The 16,619-nt window shown below is 48.9% G+C and carries 18 protein-coding genes and 4 tRNA genes; 21 read left to right on the top strand and 1 reads right to left on the bottom strand.

Annotated features, from left to right (window positions below; all coding sequences use genetic code 11):
• Positions 1-9 precede the first annotated feature (9 nt).
• The 10 genes from DFER_RS17205 to DFER_RS17160 all read left to right on the top strand — a co-directional run bounded on the left by DFER_RS17205 (position 10) and on the right by DFER_RS17160 (position 9,645).
• Entirely contained in the window at positions 10-1,893 is a 1,884-nt protein-coding gene (locus tag DFER_RS17205; RefSeq protein WP_015812924.1) for a cytochrome c oxidase subunit I, read from the top strand.
• On the top strand, positions 1,868-2,896 hold the full coding sequence (locus tag DFER_RS17200; protein ID WP_015812923.1) for a COX15/CtaA family protein: 1,029 nt from the start codon (positions 1,868-1,870) through the stop codon (positions 2,894-2,896). Before DFER_RS17205 ends, DFER_RS17200 begins: the two co-directional genes overlap by 26 nt.
• An 18-nt stretch (positions 2,897-2,914) precedes the next feature.
• Positions 2,915-3,808, top strand: coding sequence for a heme o synthase (gene cyoE / locus DFER_RS17195; protein ID WP_015812922.1), 894 nt, complete (start codon positions 2,915-2,917; stop codon positions 3,806-3,808).
• A 17-nt stretch (positions 3,809-3,825) separates the two neighbouring features.
• Positions 3,826-4,413 carry a cytochrome c oxidase subunit 3 gene (locus DFER_RS17190; RefSeq protein ID WP_015812921.1) on the top strand — a complete coding sequence of 196 codons (588 nt, stop codon included), beginning with the start codon at positions 3,826-3,828 and terminating at the stop codon, positions 4,411-4,413.
• Positions 4,414-4,429: 16 nt separating this feature from the next.
• Positions 4,430-5,200 carry a cytochrome c oxidase subunit 3 gene (locus tag DFER_RS17185; protein WP_015812920.1) on the top strand — a complete coding sequence of 257 codons (771 nt, stop codon included), beginning with the start codon at positions 4,430-4,432 and terminating at the stop codon, positions 5,198-5,200.
• Positions 5,201-5,230: 30 nt separating this feature from the next.
• A complete protein-coding gene (locus tag DFER_RS17180) occupies positions 5,231-5,566 on the top strand; it encodes a cytochrome C oxidase subunit IV family protein (RefSeq protein ID WP_015812919.1) in 336 nt (111 codons plus the stop codon).
• A gap of 9 nt (positions 5,567-5,575) precedes the next feature.
• A complete protein-coding gene (locus DFER_RS17175; RefSeq protein ID WP_015812918.1) occupies positions 5,576-6,172 on the top strand; it encodes a hypothetical protein in 597 nt (198 codons plus the stop codon).
• A gap of 6 nt (positions 6,173-6,178) precedes the next feature.
• Positions 6,179-6,718: a DUF420 domain-containing protein gene (locus DFER_RS17170; protein WP_015812917.1), complete on the top strand. Its 540-nt coding sequence runs from the start codon at positions 6,179-6,181 to the stop codon at positions 6,716-6,718.
• Positions 6,715-6,996: a CAMCR motif-containing small membrane protein gene (locus DFER_RS17165; RefSeq protein ID WP_015812916.1), complete on the top strand. Its 282-nt coding sequence runs from the start codon at positions 6,715-6,717 to the stop codon at positions 6,994-6,996. Before DFER_RS17170 ends, DFER_RS17165 begins: the two co-directional genes overlap by 4 nt.
• Positions 6,997-7,122: 126 nt before the next feature.
• A complete protein-coding gene (locus DFER_RS17160) occupies positions 7,123-9,645 on the top strand; it encodes a glycosyl hydrolase (protein WP_015812915.1) in 2,523 nt (840 codons plus the stop codon).
• Between the two features lie 19 nt (positions 9,646-9,664).
• Here the strand turns inward: DFER_RS17160 and murI are convergent, their stop codons facing one another.
• Positions 9,665-10,474: a glutamate racemase gene (gene murI, locus DFER_RS17155; RefSeq protein WP_015812914.1), complete on the bottom strand. Its 810-nt coding sequence runs from the start codon at positions 10,472-10,474 to the stop codon at positions 9,665-9,667.
• A 131-nt stretch (positions 10,475-10,605) separates the two neighbouring features.
• Between murI and DFER_RS17150 the strand changes: the two genes are divergently transcribed.
• The 11 genes from DFER_RS17150 (at position 10,606) to rplK (ending at position 16,584) form a co-directional block, all read left to right on the top strand.
• A complete protein-coding gene (locus DFER_RS17150; protein ID WP_015812913.1) occupies positions 10,606-11,196 on the top strand; it encodes an RNA polymerase sigma factor in 591 nt (196 codons plus the stop codon).
• A complete protein-coding gene (locus DFER_RS17145) occupies positions 11,177-12,046 on the top strand; it encodes a hypothetical protein (protein ID WP_015812912.1) in 870 nt (289 codons plus the stop codon). The genes DFER_RS17150 and DFER_RS17145 overlap by 20 nt, the downstream gene beginning before the upstream one ends.
• Positions 12,047-12,057: 11 nt before the next feature.
• Complete coding sequence (locus tag DFER_RS17140; RefSeq protein ID WP_143828755.1) at positions 12,058-13,176, top strand: porin family protein; 1,119 nt, start codon at positions 12,058-12,060, stop codon at positions 13,174-13,176.
• A 163-nt stretch (positions 13,177-13,339) separates the two neighbouring features.
• Positions 13,340-13,422, top strand: a tRNA-Tyr gene (locus DFER_RS17135).
• A 63-nt stretch (positions 13,423-13,485) separates the two neighbouring features.
• Positions 13,486-13,561 (top strand) — tRNA-Gly (locus tag DFER_RS17130).
• A gap of 94 nt (positions 13,562-13,655) precedes the next feature.
• Positions 13,656-13,727, top strand: a tRNA-Thr gene (locus tag DFER_RS17125).
• A 163-nt stretch (positions 13,728-13,890) separates the two neighbouring features.
• Complete coding sequence (gene tuf / locus DFER_RS17120; RefSeq protein ID WP_015812910.1) at positions 13,891-15,078, top strand: elongation factor Tu; 1,188 nt, start codon at positions 13,891-13,893, stop codon at positions 15,076-15,078.
• A 103-nt stretch (positions 15,079-15,181) separates the two neighbouring features.
• A tRNA-Trp gene (locus DFER_RS17115) sits at positions 15,182-15,252 on the top strand.
• A 19-nt stretch (positions 15,253-15,271) separates the two neighbouring features.
• Positions 15,272-15,463 carry a preprotein translocase subunit SecE gene (secE, locus tag DFER_RS17110; RefSeq protein ID WP_015812909.1) on the top strand — a complete coding sequence of 64 codons (192 nt, stop codon included), beginning with the start codon at positions 15,272-15,274 and terminating at the stop codon, positions 15,461-15,463.
• Positions 15,464-15,504: 41 nt separating this feature from the next.
• Positions 15,505-16,059 carry a transcription termination/antitermination protein NusG gene (nusG, locus tag DFER_RS17105; RefSeq protein ID WP_015812908.1) on the top strand — a complete coding sequence of 185 codons (555 nt, stop codon included), beginning with the start codon at positions 15,505-15,507 and terminating at the stop codon, positions 16,057-16,059.
• A 75-nt stretch (positions 16,060-16,134) separates the two neighbouring features.
• Positions 16,135-16,584: a 50S ribosomal protein L11 gene (gene rplK, locus DFER_RS17100; protein WP_015812907.1), complete on the top strand. Its 450-nt coding sequence runs from the start codon at positions 16,135-16,137 to the stop codon at positions 16,582-16,584.
• Positions 16,585-16,619 lie beyond the last annotated feature (35 nt).

Genomic DNA, 16,619 nt, shown 5'->3' with positions numbered 1-16,619 from the left:
TAAAAGTATATGTCAGCTATTGAAGGATTGGAAACAGCTCACCACCACGCAGACGAGCATGACCACCACCATGAAGCACAAAGCTTTTGGCAGAAATATGTATTTTGTGAAGACCACAAAGTAATTGCCAAGCAGTATCTGATCACGGGTATTTTGTGGGCTGTTATCGGTATTACCATGTCGGTAATCTTCCGTATCCAGCTCGGTTTGCCCGATTCTAACCTGTCCTGGTTGAAGCCTGTCCTTGGTGGCTGGATCAGCGATTCAGGTAAGCTCGACCCGAACTTCTACCTGGCTTTGGTTACAATGCACGGTACCATCATGGTATTCTTTGTATTGACGGCCGGTTTGAGCGGTACTTTCAGTAACTTCCTTATCCCGCTGCAAGTGGGAGCGCGCGATATGGCGTCAGGTTTTATGAACATGCTTTCTTACTGGTTCTTCTTCCTGGCCAGCATTATCATGTTCGCTTCTTTGTTCCTGCAACAAGGCCCTGCGGCAGGTGGCTGGGTAATTTACCCTCCATTGAGCGCATTGCCACAGGCGCACCCGGGCTCAGGCATGGGTATGACATTGTGGTTGGCCAGTATGGCATTCTTTATCGTATCGCAGCTGCTGGGTGGTATCAACTACATCACAACGGTAATCAACCTGCGTACAAGAGGTATGTCTTTCGACCGTCTGCCTCTGACGATCTGGTCGTTCCTTATCACCGCGGTGCTGGGTCTGATCTCATTCCCTGTATTGCTTTCGTCTGTATTGCTGCTGATCTTCGACCGTCACTTCGGTACAAGCTTCTATCTTTCCGACATTTATATCAATGGTGAAGCGCTGCCAAACGTGGGTGGTAGCCCGATCCTGTTCCAGCACTTGTTCTGGTTCCTTGGTCACCCTGAGGTATACATCGTACTTTTGCCTGCTTTGGGTATCACATCCGAAGTAATCGCGACAAACGCCCGCAAGCCGATCTTCGGTTACCGTGCGATGATCGCTTCCATGCTCGGTATCGCATTCCTTGCATTTATCGTATGGGCGCACCACATGTTTGTAACAGGTATGAACCCGTTCCTGGGATCGGTCTTCATGTTCCTTACACTGATCATTGCCGTACCATCTGCAGTGAAAGGCTTCAACTACATTACTACACTCTGGAGAGGTAACATTGTGTTCACTCCCGGTATGTTGTTCTCGATCGGTCTGGTTTCCCTGTTCGTATCAGGTGGTTTGACTGGTATCATCCTCGGTAACAGCGCATTGGATATTCAATTGCACGATACTTACTTCGTAGTAGCCCACTTCCACCTTGTAATGGGTGCGGCATCGGCATTCGGTTTGTTCGCAGGGGTTTACCACTGGTTCCCTAAAATGTTCGGCCGCATGATGAACACCTCATTGGGTCAGGTTCACTTCTGGTTGACATTCATCGGAATTTACCTCGTGTTTATTCCAATGCACTATGTGGGTATCGCGGGCTTCCCTCGTCGTTACTACCAGTTCACCAGCTACGATTTCACGAATAAGTTCATGGATATGAATATGTTTATCTCTCTTGCGGCGATATTCACGTTCCTGGCACAGTTCGTATTCCTCTGGAACTTCTTTTACAGCATTTTCAAAGGAAGAAGAGCTCCGCAAAACCCATGGCGTTCGAATACGCTCGAATGGACTGCTCCTGTTGTTCCGGGTCACGGAAACTGGGAAGGCGAGATTCCTGCGGTGTATCGTTGGTCGTATGATTACAGCAAACCGGGTGCGAAAGAGGACTTTATCCCTCAAAACATTCCGTATTCTCAAACACCTGAATCGAACTTCCCTCATGAGAATGAGCTGATCGCAACCGAAAAGGTGATTGAGTCCCAAAACTTTAATGACCAGTTCAAAACACATCATTGATCTTAAAGCGAATCGCCGGTTCCGGCGATTCGCTTTAAATACACTCATTTCGCTGTACCTGGTCGTAGTAGCAGGCGGCGTCGTGAGAAGTACAGGCTCAGGAATGGGCTGTCCCGACTGGCCTAAATGCTTCGGCAGATGGGTCCCTCCTACCGAAGCATCACAACTTCCTGCCAATTACAAGGAGATTTACGGTGCCAAGCTCAAAGGAGAAGTCGAGTTTAATGCGACGAAAACCTGGACCGAGTACGTAAACAGGCTTGTAGGAGCGATCACGGGCATCATCATTTTTCTGATGCTGCTGGCCTCCATTCCTTTCCTTAAATCCGGAAACAAGCAGATATTCTTTTGGAGCCTCGGGGCTTTCCTGCTGACGGGCTTCCAGGGTTGGCTCGGTGCGAAAGTAGTTTCTTTCGAATTGCACCCGCTGATCGTCACAGTACACATGCTGCTCGCCATAGTGATCATCTTCATCGTGCTCTACGTGTTTACGTGGGCCGGCTATGTCGAAAAAGTAATCACGCTGCGTGAAGGCAGCGAAAAAGTGCTCAGTGGAATCGGGATCGCGGTTATGGCGCTCTCGTTATTCCAGATCCTGCTCGGAACGCAGGTCCGTGAAGCGATGGACGTAGTGATCATGAGGCTCGGATACGGGGCACGGTCACAGTGGATCGACGAACTGGGAGCGAACTTTTACATTCACCGCTCGTTTTCAATACTGGTATTCGTGGTGAATGCAATATGGATCAACCGGATTTTGAAATCCGGAAACAAGGGAACAGTAGCAGGTAAGATTGCAATGGCCTGTCTCTGGATCCTGATCGCGGAAATAGCAACAGGCATCATCATGGCGTATTTCGGGGTTCCCGCATTTGCCCAGCCGATCCACCTGACGTTCGCGATACTGCTCATCGGTCTGCAATTCATTGTATGGCTGGTGGTGAATGGCAAGAAGTATTTAAAGTACAAAGGCGTGGCCGCGACGGCTGGTAGCCAGTTTTAATATTCAATTTCTGTAATAATGATTTCAGTAGAGGAAAGCGTAAGCGGGGTTGGGAAGATCAGAGAGAGATTAGGAGTTTTATTTGAACTGTTGAAGTTCCGGTTGGCGTCGTTGATCGCATTCTCCGGAGCAATGGGATATTGCCTTGGTTCGCGGGATGTGAAAACCGGTGATCTCGTGCTTTTTATCCTTGCATCTATCGGTATCACCGGTGCTGCGAATATTATCAACCAGATTCTTGAAAAAGACCTGGACAAAATGATGAAAAGAACGGCTTCACGGCCGTTGCCAAGCGGAAGAATCACCATTGAGCAGGCTGCCACATGGGCGGTGATCCTCGGCGTATCGTCGTTGGTGATATTTGTAATGGTTTTTAACCTGACAACAGGACTTATTTCCCTGCTGTCACTCGTGCTTTACGGGTTTGTTTACACCCCGTTGAAGCGCGTCGGTCCCATAGCCGTGTTCGTGGGGGCATTCCCCGGGGCATTCCCTCCGATGATCGGCTGGGTGGCCGCAACGAACCATTTCGGCCTGGAACCGGGTATTTTGTTCGCGATCCAGTTCTTCTGGCAATTCCCGCATTTCTGGGCCATTGCCTGGGTTTTGGATGAAGATTACAAGAGAGCAGGTTTCAAATTGTTGCCCGCCAATGGTTTGAAAGACTCTGATACGACATTGCAGATCATGATCTATACATTGTTCCTGCTTCCGATCGGCTGGCTGCCGTACGAATTGGGGATGACGGGCATCAATTCCGCATTCATCGCGACGATTTTCGGGGTGTTGTTCCTCGCGCAGACGTTCCACCTGATGCGCAAATGCACGGACAAAACCGCGAAGCAGCTTATGTTCGGATCGTTCATTTACCTGCCCATCGTACAGATTGCTTTTTTGTTGGATAAATTGTGATATAGCATCGAGAGAAAATGGAAAACGTTCAGCAGATTAAATTGGAAAGAGAGCCGCAGGAGACGCTTTCGATGGACCCGAAGAAATTCATTCTTTGGCTATTCCTCGTCACGATCATCATGCTTTTCGCCTCGCAGAGCAGTGCGTACCTCGTACGCCGCGCCGAAGGTAACTGGCTCGAATTTGAAATGCCGCAGATATTCTGGTACAGCACGGTGGTGTTGATCATGAGCAGCGCAGCCATGCAATGGGCCTATTTCTCGGCAAAAAAAGATCAGTTCCAACAATTGAAAATAGCAATTTCTATTACTTTTGTACTCGGCCTGATCTTCCTTTACATGCAGTTTGAAGGCTGGAAAGAGCTTGTGGCGATGAATGTTTATTTTGTTGGAAACCCGTCCGGTTCGTTCTTTTACGTGTTCACAGGGCTTCACGGTTTCCACATTATCACAGGCCTGATTGTTTTGGTATTCGCATTGATCTCGGCATTTAAGCTGAACATGCATTCCAAAAATCTGAGAAGAATTCAGATCAGTGCTACTTACTGGCACTTTTTGGATATACTCTGGTTATACCTTTTTGTTTTTTTATTGACCTTTAATTAAATAATTTCTTTTATCAATGGCGGCACATGTAACAACACCCGGCGCGGTAGAACCCAAAATGTGGTTGGGGGGTATTGAGCCTATGAAAGCAAGTTACGGTAAACTGATGATGTGGTTCTTCCTCATTTCGGATACCTTTACTTTCTCTGCCTTGCTGGTGGCATACGGTACAGCCCGGTTCAGTTTCCCCGCATTCACCGGAAAACACGAAGATTTTACCTTCTCCAACATGTACTGGCCGGTACCTGAAAGGGTTTACGAAGCCGTACCATTCCTGCACGGTGTTTCGCTGCCGCTGGTATTCGTTGGTATCATGACATTCATCCTCATCGCGAGCTCCGTAACAATGGTACTTGCAGTAGAGGCCGGTCACCGCATGGACCGCGCGAATGTTGAAAAATATATGCTCTGGACAATCCTAGGCGGTTTTACCTTCCTCGGTTGCCAGGCCTGGGAATGGGGTCACTTCATCCACGGAACCGATGCCGGTACTGTAATGAAAGTGATCGAAAACGGTACATGGGTTGAGAAAACGATCCACGGTGCAAACTTGACGGAAAACCAGTACGGTCCTCCTGCATTTGCGGATTTCTTCTTCTTCATCACAGGTTTCCACGGAACTCACGTATTCTCAGGTGTGATCCTGAACATCCTGATCTTCTTCCGCGCAGCCACGGGTTTGTACGACAGAAGAGGAAGCTACGAAATGGTGGAGAAAGTAGGTCTCTACTGGCACTTTGTGGATCTGGTTTGGGTGTTTGTATTTACATTCTTCTACCTGGTTTAAATTATAGCAAAATATTAAAATCGAAGTAAAATGGCGGAAGTACATCATCACCATGCACATAACCAGGATCCCGAGGCAGGGGCCGAGCAGCGTAAAGCAATCTGGAAAACCTTCTGGATTCTGCTCATCATCACAGCACTCGAGTTCTTGATCGCGTTCACCATTCCCCACGGAACATTGAAAATATCGATCTTCATCGTGATGACGATCGTGAAAGCGTTCTACATTGTTGGGGAGTTTATGCACTTGAAACATGAAACCAAAACGCTGATCTGGTCGATACTCGTACCGGTAATATTCGTAGCCTGGTTGATCCTGGCACTCCTGCTGGAAGGAGATGCGACTTTTGAAGCGATTTTCGGATAATAGAATACAATGAAGAAATTTCCCAAAGCCGGGTTACTGATCGTCACATTAGTAATTCCGGCTTTGATTTTTGCTTTACTGAAACTGTTCGGAACGAACCATTACGACCTGCCGTATTTTGTACCGGCAAAGGACGCTAACGGCTCGGCGATCGTGCAGAACGGCGATACGCTGTTCCGGCAGGTTTCTGCGGACTGCGGAGTGTTCGGCGGAATGAACCTGGAAGGCCGCTTTACCATCGTGACGCGTATGCCGGCAAATTGCGGAGAGCCGTGTGAAAAGGCGGCTGACGAATTGAGCCGCATTGCCGGATTGAAAACCTCGATCCCGGCGCTGCAAATGCTCATCGTTTCTACGGACTCGGTAAGGCGTGGCGAATGGCAGTCGGTGAAAGCGGATAGCGCCACCATTGCTAGCTGCTTTTCAGAAGACCTCAGCGATGCTGCGAAAGGAAGTGACGCCGCGAACGGCCCGGCCGGTCAAATCGTACTGATCGACGGTAACAGGCATGTGAGAGGCTTTTATAAAGCGGGAGACGCGGAGGAAACCGACCGGCTGATGGCCGAGATCAAGATCCTCGATTATGAAAAGAAGAATGAGAAATAAGCGGGTATGGCTACATTAACAATCGAAAGAAAACCAAAATACGAACGTATTATCAATGTCCTGGCGATCGTCATTCCGGTGGTGGTGGCATTACTGCTGGGTATCCGGCAGAAAATCGACCTTGGCGAATGGACGAAAACGCTGCCGCATGTGATCGGGGTAATTAATACCCTCACATCCATGCTGCTGATCATGGGCTTTTATTTTATCAAACAGCGGAACATTTCTGCGCACCGCCAGGCTATGACGGGCGCATTCCTGCTCGGCGCGGTGTTCCTAGTTTGCTATGTACTTTATCACATTTCAAACGAGGCGACGAAGTTTGGCGGAACGGGCTTTGTTCGCCCGCTATATTACTTTTTGTTGATCTCGCATATCGTGTTGTCGATCGGGGTCGTTTGGTTTGTATTGCGTGCGGTGTATTTTGGTTATACCAACCGGATCGCCGAACACCGGAAGGCCGTAAAATGGGCAATGCCGATCTGGCTGTATGTGAGTGTTACCGGTGTGATCGTTTATTTGATGATTAGTCCTTATTACGTATGAAAAAGTTTTTAGCGATAATCGGATTGGTGGTTTTGTTCGTGATGAACAGCGCGGGTGCCTTTGCGCAATGTGCAATGTGCCGCGGAGCGGTGGAAAGCTCGATGGGCAATGGCCGTAATAATGTGGGCGTAGGCCTGAATACCGGCATTATGTTCCTTTTTGTGATGCCTTACCTGCTTGTGGCGGCGATTGGCTACTTCTGGTACCGGAACTCTAAAAGGGCTCAGGCAGAACGCCAGTTCGTAGCCGCGCGCGTGCGGTCGGCGTACGATAGCTGATCCGACGACAAAGAAATGTAAGGGCGAGGCCAATGCGGCTTCGCCTTTTTTTGTGGATAAATTCATCCCGCGTAATGGCGTAGATAATGCTTTACGCGTCTTTAAAGAAAAACAAATTTCCGAATCATGCGCCGTTTCTTTCTCTGTTTTGCCTTGCTGTTATGCCAATTCGTCAATGCAAATGCACAAGGCATTTCCACTGCCAAGCCATGGACGTACTGGTGGTGGATGGGCAGCGCCGTGAACAAGGCCGACATTACCGCCCAGCTCGAATATTTCAGCAAATCGGGTGTCGGTGGCGTGCATATCATTCCCATTTATGGTGTGAAAGGCTATGAAAAGGAAAACATCTCCTACCTCACCCCGCAATGGCTGGAAATAATGCAGCACACCATCGGTGAGGGTAAGCGGCTTGGGCTCGGTGTGGACATGACCACCGGCACCGGCTGGCCTTTCGGCGGGCCGAATGTAACGCCTGCCATGGCCGCACAAACGATGACGGTCGTAGACGGAAAGCCATCGGTAAAACCAACCGGGCAGAAGGTAAAACGCGCGGCGCCGGGAGGCGAAGGTTTTGTACTCGATCCGTTCAATGCGGCGGGCATGCAGCAATACCTTTCCCGCTTCGTTTCCGCATTTGCCAAGTCAGCGGAAAAACCGCGCTCAATGTACAACGATTCCTACGAAGCGTACGGCGCGAATTGGACGGCGGATTTCGCGGCGCAGTTCCAGTCGCGGAGGAAGTATGATTTGCTGCCCAAATTGGCCCTGCTAGCCGACTCCACCGGAAACGCCGAAGCTACATTAGTCAAAATAGATTATCACCAGACGCTCGCTGAGCTGCTTCTCGAACGCTATGCCCGTCCGTGGACCGATTGGAGCCGCCAGCACGGCTTTGTGACGCGCTACCAGGCGCACGGATCGCCGGGTAACCTGCTCGATCTGTACGAGGCTGCGGATATTCCAGAAACCGAGTCGTTCGGGACCAGCCGCTTCGATATTCCCGGTTTGCGTATCGATCCCGATTATTCGATCGACCAGTTCGGTACGCCGAATCCGCTGGCGATGAAATTCGCTTCGTCAGCGGCGCATTTGTCGGGCAAAAAGCTCGTGAGCTCCGAAACCGGCACCTGGCTGGCGAATCATTTTAAAGTGTCGCTTTCACAGGTGAAGCCGCAGATCGACGAGCTTTTTACGGCGGGTATCAACCACATTTTTTACCACGGTTCTACTTATTCGCCTGAAAAGGAAGCTTTCCCCGGCTGGCTGTTCTACGCCTCGACGAATTTTGGCAAAAGCTCGCATTTCTCTGAGCATTTCCCGCTGCTCAATGCCTATGTGGAATGGTGCCAGCGATTGTTGCAGGGCAGCAAGCCGGACAACGACGTGCTCGTTTACTTCCCGATCCACGATTTGTGGGCTACCAAAGCGAGATCCGGAGGCGGGGTGCATTTGCTGGAAGTACACCACGTGGATCGATGGCTGCTCGATTTGCCGTTCGGGAAGCTGTCGGAAAGGCTGTGGAAAGAAGGCTATGCATTCGATTTTGTGTCGGATTTGCAATTGAAAAAGCTGTCGGCAGGGAATGACGGCACATTAAATTCCGGAAGCGCCATTTACAAGACTTTGGTGATTCCTTCGGCGACCTATCTGCCCGAAGAAACATTGAAAGAGCTGGAACGACTTGCGAATGCAGGTGCGAAAATCGTTTTCGAGCAGCAACTGCCCAAGACTGTTACCGGCCATGCGGACCACGCGCAGCGGCAGAAGTCGTTTGTTGAAAGCCTGAGCACATTGTCAAAGAAAAGTAATGTGAAGGTTTCCAATGACCTGAATGCCGATCTGGCTGAAAATGGCGTGATAAGGGAGCAACTGGCAGAAAAAGGACTCACATTCATTCGGAAGAAGGATGCAAATGGCTCGCCGCTATATTTTGTAGCTAACCTGGGGAATACCATTCAGTACGGCTGGGTGCGCATCGGGGAGGGAAAAACGATGTCCAGAAATTCACCGTTGCGAGGGGAGTCGCTAATGAGCATTCGGACCTTGAATGGGCACGATGAGGTTTTCTTAGACCTACACCCCGGAGAATCTTGCTTCCTGGAAGGTGCGGCAGATGGTTCTGACTTGCCTTTCTCGACTACTTCAAAAAAGGAACTGGAGATAAAAGGCAATTGGGAGGTTACATTTCTATCAGGAAAACCTTCACTACCCGCTCCCGCAAAACTGTCCACGCTTCAATCCTGGACGACACTACGCGATTCCGCAGAATACTTTTCAGGAAAGGCGCGCTATCGGATCACATTTGACCTGAAAGGTTCATTGAAGCAATACGAAGGCGCAGGAATCAGTTTGGGCGACGTCCGCGAAGTAGCGAGCGTAAAACTGAACGGCAAAGACCTCGGCACCGCCTGGCATATACCTTTCCGCTTACATGCCGGGCATGCATTAAAAGCGAAAGGCAATGTGCTCGAAATTGAAGTCACCAATCTTTCAGCCAACTACATGCGTCTCCGCGACCAGCAGCAGCCTGATTGGAAGAAATTTTACGATATCAACATCGTGGACATTACTTATAAAAAGTTCGACGCCACGCGCTGGCAACCGATGCCGTCCGGCCTGCTGGGCCCGGTAAAGTTGGTTTATTGATGCATTAATATGTGATGCATTATTCCCAAAGCGGGTAATGCTCCAACTGGATCTGTCGGCCAAAGAAAATGTTGGTCGATTGCTCGAACGATAAGGTATAATCCGAAACATAAAACTGCCGCTTACCTTCGCCTTTCTCATTGATGAGGTAATGCTGTTCGAGCCACGCTTTCAGCGAGCGGGCGACGATTTCGGAGGTGTCCAGCGTTTCAATTGCTTCGCCGTAGAATTTGCGGATTTGGGTTTTGATAAGCGGATAATGCGTGCACCCGAGTATCAATGCCTCTATGCCATCGAGCGAAGCATCCGATAGATAATTGGCAATCACGCTTTCGCTGATATTATTGTCAAAAAAGCCTTCTTCGATCATCGGCGCCAGCAGCGGTGTGGCCAGTGATTTCAAATGGATGTTGCGGTCCAGCGCGTCCACTTTCTTTTTATAAACATTGGAAAGGACCGTCTGCTTGGTACCGATCAGCCCGATCGTTTTGCCTTCATAATGCTCCTTCACATAATCCACCACCGGATCAATCACGTTCAAAACCTTTGCCTTGCTTCCCACGTATTCGCGAACGAGCTCGTAGGCGGCCGCGGACGCGGAGTTGCAGGCGATGAGGATCAGCTTGCAGTTTTGCTGTAAAAGCATGTTGCAGATCTTGATCGAATAGGCCTGAATGGCTGCCGTCGACTTGTCGCCGTAGGGCAAATGCGCCGTGTCGCCGAAATAGATGGTGTTTTCCTGGGGAAGCAGCTTGGTAACGGCACTGGCGACGGTCATACCGCCGATCCCGCTGTCGAAAATACCGATGGGCGCAGAGGAGTCGAGCATTGTGGAAATGTCCTTTTGGTGGTCAATGAGTGATATTCGCATCAAAGCTAAAAAAATATCAAAAAACTTTCCCCGCACACGCAACCTCACGCGTTGGAATGCGCATCTTGCTGTCGAAACCACCAATTAGAATGGGTCGAATTTTAGCATTATTTAGCCAGGAAGCACAGCTCGTCAAAGCCCTCAGGAAGGAAGATCCGAAGGCGCAGCGACAGCTTTACGACAAGTACAGCAACAGAATGCTGGCTTTGTGCTTCCGCTATGTATGCGACGATATGGCGGCTGAGGATGTGATGGTGGAAGGATTTTTAAGGGTTTTTGAAAAAATAAACCAGTTCAGCGGAGAGGGGAGTTTCGAAGGGTGGATCAGGAGGATTATGGTGAACGAGTCGCTGGGATATTTGCGGAAACAGAAGCGGATTCTGGAAGACAATATTTCCGACGAAGCCAATAACATCCCCGATTATATCCACGCCGACCAAAACCTGGAAACGGAAGAGCTGATGGCACTGATCGAATCGCTGCCAGTCGGCTATCGCACGGTTTTTAACCTGTATGCGATTGAAGGTTACGCACACATTGAAATTGCCCAAATGCTGGGCATTACCGAAAGTACATCGAAATCACAGTTGCACCGCGCCCGCGCATTATTGCAGAAGATGGTGGCGGAATGGCAGAATGATTATAAAAAAAAAGTAGACTATGAAAAAGCATCCTGTTGATGATCTTTTCAAGCGCAAACTCGAAGGATTGGAAAGAACGCCTTCGGAAAATGCGTGGCTGAAAATTCAGGAAAAACAATCGGCAAGTCCTGTGCGGCGTCCGATTGTGTGGGGTTGGTATGCGGCGGCCGGTGTGGCTGCGGCGGTGATGGGAGGTTACCTGGTTTGGCAGAATCAGCAGAATGCTTCACCGGGAATCGATAACCGGAAGGTCGTTGCCGAGATTAAAACTGCACCGGCTGCTTCGAAAAAAGTACCTTCGTTTGACTCGGTGGCTGCTCCGGTGGAAAAGTTAAATGCTCCGCTGGAACAGTTAGCAGCAACCCAATATAAAAATGACGAGACGGCCAATGTGCAGAAGGAGTTGAAAAAGGCTGCGCCCGTTTTGGAAAAAACCGCAAGGCCAAAAGCCGCGGAACAAATAGCCAAAACGCCGGTAGACGAGCATGAGGAAATTCAGCAAGGGCCGGTTAGCGCTTTGACTGAGAAACCGTCGGCTGTGGTAAATGCGATCCAGCCGGAACCTATTCATAACCCTGTGACGCAGGGAATCAAGACTTTGCCCGATGAGCCAGCTGTTAGTCGGGTAAATAAGCCGGAGCCTGAACCGACGCGGACGATCGTCGTGGCGGTGGAGACCGGCGCTATTGAACCGGAAGAGAAACCACGTAATACCCGTTTTGCAAGGGTTTTCCGCCAGCTCAAAAACGCAAGGGCCGGCGAGAAGGTCGATTGGGAGGAAGTGGGTTTTAATCCAAAAAATCTGGTGGCGCGCGTGGACGATCGCCTGCGCGGCAAGGATGAAAGAAGTAATGAAAGAGATCACCCTAAAGACAAGAGAAAACTGTAATCTATTGAGCCATGAAAAGTAGAATATATGCAATGGCAATGCTGGTATTGCTGGCCATTGGCGCGCACGCAGGTTCGTTGAAATCGAATGCAGAACGGGTTCGCAGCGAAGCCGGCGACAAGGATTCGATCATCGTCACATTCGGGCACAAAACGAGGCTGATCATTTACGGTGAAAACCGGCAGGAGTTGGAAAAAATCATGAAGTATGATTTGAATGCGCTGCTGAAAGACCTGAAAGTAAGGCTGGACAGCACCCAGGCCGATACAACGTTTCTACGGGAGGAATTTAACGGAAACAAATACCTGAAAGACCCCACGGACGCCAGCGAGAAGGATTACGTCAGAATCGGGCTTCGCGGCATCCACATCAAGGACGGCGACACGCGCGTTTCGATCGACGGCAATGGCGTCGAAGTGAAAGATGGGGAAGAGGTCGTTGCTTCGGATTCGACATACCGGCGCATCGGCAAGCGTTTCCACCGCAAATCATGGGGCGGATCAAGCCCGCGGAAGGGTTTCAATGTGGCATTCGGGCTGAATACCTATGGCACCAACGAAGCAACGCCGGGTTTCAACAAGGACGATTATGACCTCAAACCGTTCGGCTCGCGGTATGTAAGCCTCGGCTATGTGGCGAGTGCGAATGTGGTCCGAGGGAAAAATGCGAGGTTCACGCTGGATTTCGGAGTCGATTTCTCCTGGTACAACATGATGTACGATGGCAATAATACGATCATCAAAACGGAGGACGGCGTGGAGTTCCCGCTGGTGACGGACGATAACAATCAGGAGGTGGAGGTGAGGAAATCGAAGCTGGTCGTGCCCTACGTAAACCTGTCGGTCATGCCCACGCTAAGTTTTTCAAGATCATTCATTTCGTACATCAGCGCGGGTGCCTACGGAGGCTATCGCCTGGGCAGCTACACGAAGGTCCGCAAGGTGGGCACAAAGGATGTGGACCACGACCGACGTAATTTTTACATCGAAGATTTGCGCTATGGCCTGGCGGCCGAAATCGGTATCCGTAACTTTCCTGACTTCTTTGTGAACTACGATTTAAACTATCTTTTCGAAGCCAACCGCGGCCCGTCGGTGCGTATGTTGAGTTTTGGCGTGAGATTGTTTTAAGTCAAAAAGTGCCCATGCGGGCTGGAATCGCAGTTTTTGATTCCAGCCCGCATTTTTTTTCAAAAATTTTTCAAAAGAATTTGAGAATCTAAAAAATGGGTATAATTTTGCGACTCCAAATTGTGAAACAAACGGTTTTCACGCTTGTGTTGAAATGTTGTCTGGGGGTGTACCAGAGTGGCCAAATGGGGCAGACTGTAAATCTGCTGACTTATGTCTTCGGTGGTTCGAATCCATCCGCCCCCACAGTTTGAGTCTGAGAAAAAGCTTCAATTAAGCCAGTTTTTGAGGTAAAAGACGAAAACAAATGCGGAAGTAGCTCAGCTGGTAGAGCGATAGCCTTCCAAGCTATAGGTCGCGAGTTCGAACCTCGTCTTCCGCTCCATTAGAAGCATCATCGAAGCGATTAGCGAAAACATTCAATAGATAACTTTCGCTAATCGCTTTTTGGTTCTAACAAGAATGCTTTTAGTAACAATGCTTTTGTAGCTCAGGGGTAGAGCACTTCCTTGGTAAGGAAGAGGTCAGGGGTTCAAATCCCCTCAAAAGCTCAGAAATTTTGAATCTGTAAGATTCGAAAATGCAGGCTGGCCTGCGATGGTTTGATCCTGGTTTGGTAACGATTGCGGTGTTTGATTGCAGTAAAGCCAGCAGGATCAATTAGTAGTGTATAATAAATTCGTAATAACTTTTAATTTTAAGCGTACTTAAGTCATGGCAAAAGAGACGTTTGACCGCTCGAAACCCCACGTAAATATTGGTACTATCGGGCACGTTGACCACGGTAAAACTACCCTTACAGCGGCGATTACAACTGTGTTGGCTGATAAAGGTTTTGCACAGAAACGCGACTTTTCTTCAATCGACAATGCTCCTGAAGAAAAAGAGCGCGGTATCACAATCAACACTTCTCACGTAGAATACCAGACAGCCAACCGTCACTATGCGCACGTTGACTGCCCAGGTCACGCTGACTACGTGAAGAACATGGTAACTGGTGCTGCTCAGATGGACGGCGCAATCATCGTGGTTGCTGCTACTGACGGTCCAATGCCACAAACTCGTGAGCACATCCTTCTGGCTCGTCAGGTAGGTGTTCCTCAGCTTGTTGTGTTCATGAACAAAGTGGACATGGTGGATGATCCGGAACTTCTTGAACTCGTTGAGATGGAGATCCGTGAGCTTCTTAGCTTCTACGAATTCGATGGTGACAACATTCCTGTAATCCAGGGATCTGCTTTGGGTGGTCTGAACGGCGAGCCTAAGTGGGTTAAAACTATCGAAGACCTGATGGAAGCTGTTGATACCTGGATTCCAATTCCTCCACGTATGACTGATCTTCCTTTCTTGATGCCTGTTGAAGACGTATTCTCGATCACTGGTCGTGGTACTGTTGCAACTGGTCGTATTGAGCGTGGTGTGATCAACTCTGGCGAAGCTGTTGATATCCTTGGTATGGGTGCAGAAGGTCTTAAATCAGTAGTAACTGGTGTTGAGATGTTCCGCAAAATCCTTGACCGTGGTGAAGCTGGTGACAACGTAGGTCTCCTTCTCCGTGGTATCGACAAAACTGATATCCGTCGTGGTATGGTTATCTGTAAACCAGGCTCAGTGAAGCCTCACTTGCACTTCAAAGGTGAAGTTTACGTACTGTCGAAAGAAGAAGGTGGACGTCACACTCCATTCTTTAACAAATACCGTCCTCAGTTCTACTTCCGTACCACTGACGTGACAGGTGAAATTACACTTCCTGCTGGTGTTGAAATGGTTATGCCAGGTGACAACATCACTATCGAAGTGAAGCTGATCAACAAAATCGCTATGGAAAAAGGTCTTCGTTTCGCGATCCGTGAAGGTGGACGTACCGTAGGTGCTGGTCAGGTAACTGAAATTCTTGACTAATCAAGATAGCAATATTAAAACAAGTGCATTTCTTTTGGAATGCACTTGTTTTTTGTAAAGATTTTCGTATCTTTGCAGCCCCGAATGGGTAATTGCACGATAAACGGGTGTAGTTCAAGGGTAGAATAGCGGTCTCCAAAACCGTTGATGGGAGTTCGAATCTCTCCACCCGTGCATAAATCGATAAGGTGAAATGGAAAAATTTACTTCTTTTTTGAAAGCGTCCTGGGAAGAAATGACCCAACATGTTACATGGCCGCCTTTCAACGAGCTGCAAGCCAACACCACACTGGTGCTTGTAGGTTCGCTCATTTTTGCCTTCGTGGTAGGTGTAATGGATCTCGTTTTCGAGAACGCACTGAAACTGTTTTACCAGTCTTTCTAAGGCTATTTTTATTGTAGAGGTAAGATAACCCCCTGAAAGGTATGAGTAGTCTAAATTGGTTTGTATTAAGAGCAGTGTCGGGACAAGAGAAGAAAATCAAGTCTTACATTGAAAATGAAATCACACGCCAGAAACTAAACGAATTCGTTCCGCAAATCCTGATCCCTTCCGAGAAGATTTATGAAATGCGCAACGGTAAGAAGCGTGTAAGGGAAAAGAACTTTTTTCCCGGCTATATTATCATTTCAGCCGATCTGTCCAAGGGGGAGGTTCTGCACATTATTACAAGTATCCCCGGCGTAATCGGTTTCCTGGGCAATGCCGAAGGAAACTCCAAAGTGCCAGTTCCATTGCGTCAGTCAGAAATTAACCGCATTCTCGGTAAGGTCGACGAAGCGGAACAGCACGAAGAAGCGCCAAGCATGTCTTTCATCAAAGGCGAAACCGTGAAAGTGGTGGATGGTCCGTTCAGCGGATTCATCGGTCTGGTGGAAGAAGTGTTCGATGAGAAGAAAAAACTCAATGTAGTTGTAAAAATATTCGGGCGTAATACACCCGTGGAACTCAGTTACGCACAAGTAGAAAAGGATAGTTGATCGAATAGCGGGCAGGTAGGCTTCCAACTGCATGTTAACCGCTAGTCAATCAATGAACCGACAAATTCCAAAACAATGGCAAAAGAAATAGGTGGATACGTCAAACTGCAGGTGAAAGGTGGCCAAGCCAACCCATCACCTCCGATTGGTCCTGCACTAGGATCGAAGGGTTTGAATATCATGGAGTTTTGCAAGCAGTTCAATGGCCGTACCCAGGATAAAATGGGTGTGGTATTGCCGGTAGTTATTACATACTACAAAGACAAGTCTTTCGACTTCGTCATCAAAACCCCCCCGGCCGCTATTCTTCTTCTGGAAGCCTCAAAAGTAAAGACAGGTTCGGCTCAGCCAAACCGTGTGAAGGTAGGATCAGTTTCATGGGATCAAGTTAAAACGATCGCTGAAACTAAAATGCCCGACCTGAACTGCTTCACCGTAGAGTCTGCTATGAAAATGATCGCGGGAACGGCTCGTAGTATGGGTATCACCGTGGCTGGCAAGGCCCCATGGGAAGAAAACAACTGAGCGTAGATTTATAGATACGCCAAAGAAACAAAGAA

Source organism: Dyadobacter fermentans DSM 18053 (assembly GCF_000023125.1).
GTDB lineage: Bacteria > Bacteroidota > Bacteroidia > Cytophagales > Spirosomataceae > Dyadobacter > Dyadobacter fermentans.
Note: the sequence above shows the minus strand (reverse complement) of the source record. Positions and strands in the feature narration are given on the sequence as shown.

Bases quoted from the DNA above. Each gene is read 5' to 3' on its own strand.
- DFER_RS17205 (WP_015812924.1), top strand. From the start codon at position 10: ATGTCAGCTATTGAAGGATTGGAAACAGCTCACCACCACGCAGACGAG.
- DFER_RS17200 (WP_015812923.1), top strand. From the start codon at position 1,868: ATGACCAGTTCAAAACACATCATTGATCTTAAAGCGAATCGCCGGTTC.
- cyoE (WP_015812922.1), top strand. From the start codon at position 2,915: ATGATTTCAGTAGAGGAAAGCGTAAGCGGGGTTGGGAAGATCAGAGAG.
- DFER_RS17190 (WP_015812921.1), top strand. From the start codon at position 3,826: ATGGAAAACGTTCAGCAGATTAAATTGGAAAGAGAGCCGCAGGAGACG.
- DFER_RS17185 (WP_015812920.1), top strand. From the start codon at position 4,430: ATGGCGGCACATGTAACAACACCCGGCGCGGTAGAACCCAAAATGTGG.
- DFER_RS17180 (WP_015812919.1), top strand. From the start codon at position 5,231: ATGGCGGAAGTACATCATCACCATGCACATAACCAGGATCCCGAGGCA.
- DFER_RS17175 (WP_015812918.1), top strand. From the start codon at position 5,576: ATGAAGAAATTTCCCAAAGCCGGGTTACTGATCGTCACATTAGTAATT.
- DFER_RS17170 (WP_015812917.1), top strand. From the start codon at position 6,179: ATGGCTACATTAACAATCGAAAGAAAACCAAAATACGAACGTATTATC.
- DFER_RS17165 (WP_015812916.1), top strand. From the start codon at position 6,715: ATGAAAAAGTTTTTAGCGATAATCGGATTGGTGGTTTTGTTCGTGATG.
- DFER_RS17160 (WP_015812915.1), top strand. From the start codon at position 7,123: ATGCGCCGTTTCTTTCTCTGTTTTGCCTTGCTGTTATGCCAATTCGTC.
- murI (WP_015812914.1), bottom strand. From the start codon at position 10,474: ATGCTCGACTCCTCTGCGCCCATCGGTATTTTCGACAGCGGGATCGGC.
- DFER_RS17150 (WP_015812913.1), top strand. From the start codon at position 10,606: ATGGGTCGAATTTTAGCATTATTTAGCCAGGAAGCACAGCTCGTCAAA.
- DFER_RS17145 (WP_015812912.1), top strand. From the start codon at position 11,177: ATGAAAAAGCATCCTGTTGATGATCTTTTCAAGCGCAAACTCGAAGGA.
- DFER_RS17140 (WP_143828755.1), top strand. From the start codon at position 12,058: ATGAAAAGTAGAATATATGCAATGGCAATGCTGGTATTGCTGGCCATT.
- tuf (WP_015812910.1), top strand. From the start codon at position 13,891: ATGGCAAAAGAGACGTTTGACCGCTCGAAACCCCACGTAAATATTGGT.
- secE (WP_015812909.1), top strand. From the start codon at position 15,272: ATGGAAAAATTTACTTCTTTTTTGAAAGCGTCCTGGGAAGAAATGACC.
- nusG (WP_015812908.1), top strand. From the start codon at position 15,505: ATGAGTAGTCTAAATTGGTTTGTATTAAGAGCAGTGTCGGGACAAGAG.
- rplK (WP_015812907.1), top strand. From the start codon at position 16,135: ATGGCAAAAGAAATAGGTGGATACGTCAAACTGCAGGTGAAAGGTGGC.